The 3,508-nt window shown below is 64.1% G+C and carries 2 protein-coding genes and 1 pseudogene; all 3 read right to left on the bottom strand.

The genetic code is table 11. The features are described 5' to 3' along the window. On the bottom strand, positions 1 to 572 hold a 572-nt coding region (locus AC062T_RS10590), incomplete at its 3' end, for a fumarylacetoacetate hydrolase family protein (RefSeq protein WP_476029846.1). Positions 573 to 663: 91 nt separating this feature from the next. Beyond that, entirely contained in the window at positions 664 to 3,135 is a 2,472-nt protein-coding gene (locus AC062T_RS10585; protein WP_476029844.1) for an ATP-dependent helicase, read from the bottom strand. Between the two features lie 72 nt (positions 3,136 to 3,207). Beyond that, a pseudogene (locus AC062T_RS10580) lies at positions 3,208 to 3,508 on the bottom strand (acetyl-CoA C-acyltransferase); the annotation flags it as partial.

Here is a 3,508-nt window from a genome sequence, read left to right as displayed (position 1 = left end):
TCCCACTCGTCGGCCGTCACGAGGTAAGGACCGAACGGCGCCGTGTTCTCGAAAGTCTTGCCCTGAAGCCACTGCAGGGTGCGGTACTGGTAATCGCGCATCGACACGTCGTTGATAACGGCATACCCGGCGATGTAGTTCTTGGCGTCGCTCTCGCTGACACGACGAGCAGGGGCTCCGATCACGACGGCGAGCTCGGCCTCCCAGTCAACCTGCGACGAGACGGTGGGCATCTCGATCTCGTCGAAGGCTCCGACGAGGGCCTCGGGGAACTTGGCGAACAGGGTGGGGTACTGGGGAAGCTCCCGGCCCATCTCCGTGATGTGGGTCTCATAGTTCTGGCCAACGCAGATGATCTTGCCGGGCTTGGGCACAACAGGAGCCCACGACTGCGGGGCAAGCTCAGAGAGCACATGGGAGGTGCCGTCGGCTGCTGCCGCAATGTCACGCCATCCTTCGACCGCCAGAAGCGCTCCGAGGTCGGCGTATCCGCTGATCTCGATAACGGCGTCGCCGTCGATGCGCACGGCGGTCGTGGCGGGGCCCTCAAGGCGCAGGGTTGCTAGCTTCACGTGTCTTCTCCCGGGAGGTAGGTGCGGTTGTCGCCCATCACGATAGAGCCGCCGCCTTCGAAGATGGCCGCCCAGAGCAGGGTGGACGAAGCTACAGCTTCTCAATTGGAGCAATTTTGACGAGAAGCCGCTTGCGGCCCGCCTCATCAAACTGCACCTCGGCGATGCTCTTGGGCCCGTTCGCCGTGACCGACTTAACGGTTCCCTCGCCAAAGTCATCGTGGCGTACGCGATCGCCCACCGCGAGCGTGAGGTCTCCGTTGTCGCGCACCGTGCCGGTAACGCGGTTGGTCCACTCGGTTTTCTTTTCGGCATTGCGGGCCGCGCGGGCGAGCGCGGTAGCGCTGGGTCCCGACGAGTAGCCGTAGCCGGAGCCGCCGCCACGGTCGAAGCTCGCGGCCCGACCGGCACCCGATCCGGTGCCCGAGCTGAAGCCGGAGTTAAAGCCAGAGCCGATCGAATCCCGTCGAGCGTTGAGGGCACGCGGCTGCGTTCCACCGCGGCTGTTAGCCGAGCCCGGCGACTGGCGCCAGTCGATGAGCTCCGTCGGAATCTCCTGCAGGTAGCGGCTCGGCATCGCCACGTTGACGTCGCCGAACTGGGCGCGGGTCATCGCAAGCGACAGGTAAAGCCGCCGCCGCGCACGGGTGATGCCCACATAGAACAGACGTCGCTCCTCCGCAGGGCCCCCGGGTTCCCCCGCCGACATCTGGTGCGGAAGCAGTCCCTCTTCGACTCCCGTGAGAAACACGGTGTCGAACTCGAGGCCCTTCGCCGTGTGGAGTGTCATGAGCGAGACGGTTCCGCTCGAGTCGTCCAGATCATCCGCCGCAGCCACGAGCGTGACCTCGGTCAAGAAGTCGAGCAGCGTGCCGTCGGGGTTGCGGGTGTTGAACTCCTTGGTCTGCGCGAGAAGTTCTTCTACGTTCTCGGCCCGAGCCTCATCCTGAGGATCACGGGATGCCCGCAGCAGTTCTACGTAGCCGGTGCGCTTGAGAATCGCCTCGAGAATGTCGGCGACCTTGGCCGTCTCCACGCTCAGCGTCACCTCGTCAAGCAACCCGGCGAGCCCCAGGATGGCGCCCGTCACCTTGGGCCCGAGGCCCAGCTGGTCGGCCTGCCGCAGCGAATCGCGCAGCGTCTGCTCGTGCTTGTCGGCGTGCAACTGCAGCGCCGCTTCCGTTGCCGGACCGATGCCGCGCTTGGGCACGTTCATGATGCGGCGCAGAGCCATGGGGTCAGCGGGGTTCGCGACGGCGATGAGATACGCCATCACATCCTTGATCTCGGCGCGTTCGTAGAACTTGGTGCCGCCGAGCACGCGGTAGGGAATAGCCGAGCGGATGAAGATTTCTTCTAGTGCTCGGGTCTGCGCGTTCGTGCGATAGAACACCGCAATGTCTTTGTAGTCGAGGCCGCCGTCATGCAGCGTGGTGATCTCGTCGGCGATGAACTGCGCCTCGTCGTGCTGGCTGTAGCCCGTGAAGCCCACGATCTTTTCGCCATCGCCGATGGTCGTGAACAGCTTCTTGTCTTTGCGGTCGAAGTTGTTCGAGATGACAGCGTTGGCCGCGCTCAGAATGTTCTGAGTTGACCGGTAGTTCTGCTCAAGCAGAATGACCTTGGAACGCGGGTAATCGCGCTCGAACTCCACGATGTTGCGGATGTCCGCGCCGCGGAAGGCATAAATCGACTGGTCGGAGTCACCCACGACCGTGAGGCTCGCGCCCGCGATTGTGCCGTTGGGTTCGCGCTGGGACGAGCGGTAACCCTCACCGGCCTCAAGCGCCTCCGCAACATGCGCGTCGATGGGCTTGGTGAGCTCCCGAATGAGCGAGTACTGCGCGTGGTTCGTGTCCTGGTACTCGTCGACGAGGATGTGGCGAAAGCGTCGCTGGTAGATGGCGGCAACCTGCGGGAAGGCTCGGAACAGAAACACTGTCTGCCCGATGAGGTCGTCAAAGTCGAACGCGTTGGCCCGCTGCAGCTCGCTTGTGTACATGCGAAAGATCTGGGCGAAGACGCGCTCGGCGGGGTCGTTGAAGTTGGCGTTGCGCGCATACGTCTCGACGTCGTTGAGCTCGTTTTTGCGCCGCGAGATCTTGGCGGAGACGGACCTGACGGTGAAGCCGAAGGCATCCGCCTCGAGATCCTTGATGATGCGCTTGATGAGCGCACGAGAATCGGCCGAGTCATAGATCGTGAAGTTTTTGGTGAAGCCGAAGTGCTCTGCCTCACGGCGCAGGATGCGAACGCACGCCGAGTGGAAGGTGGAGATCCACATGCCCTCAGCGGCCTGCCCGATGAGCGACTCAACGCGATCCCGCATCTCCGCGGCAGCCTTATTGGTGAAGGTGATGGCCAGAATCTGGCTCGGCCAAGCATCCTGGCTCGACAGCAGACCGGCGATGCGGCGGGTGAGCACGCTCGTCTTGCCTGACCCGGCACCAGCGAGGATCAGGAGCGCGGGGCCACGGTACTCGACCGCTTCGCGCTGCTGCGGGTTGAGCCCGTCGAGAAGGGGATTCGAGGGGGCGCCGTCGGGGCCGAGAATGAAGGTCATGTCAGCCCAAGTCTAGGCTGCGCCCCCGACAACGACCCGAGTGGGCGCTGCGTTGCCGGGGGCGCATACGGCTTAGGCGACCTCGAAGAGGCCCGCCGCTCCCTGACCGCCACCGATGCACATCGTCACAACCACGTACTTGGCACCGCGACGCTTGCCCTCGATGAGAGCGTGGCCCACCATGCGGGCGCCGGACATGCCATACGGATGCCCGATCGAGATGGCGCCGCCGTTGACGTTGTACTTCTCCGGGTCGATGCCCAGGGCGTCGCGGCAGTACAGCGTCTGCGACGCGAATGCCTCGTTGAGCTCCCACAATCCGATGTCGTCGACGGTGAGCCCGTGCTGCTTGAGCAGCTTGGGCACGGCATAA

The sequence above is a fragment of the Homoserinimonas sp. genome, from assembly GCF_056262345.1.
Note: the sequence above shows the minus strand (reverse complement) of the source record. Positions and strands in the feature narration are given on the sequence as shown.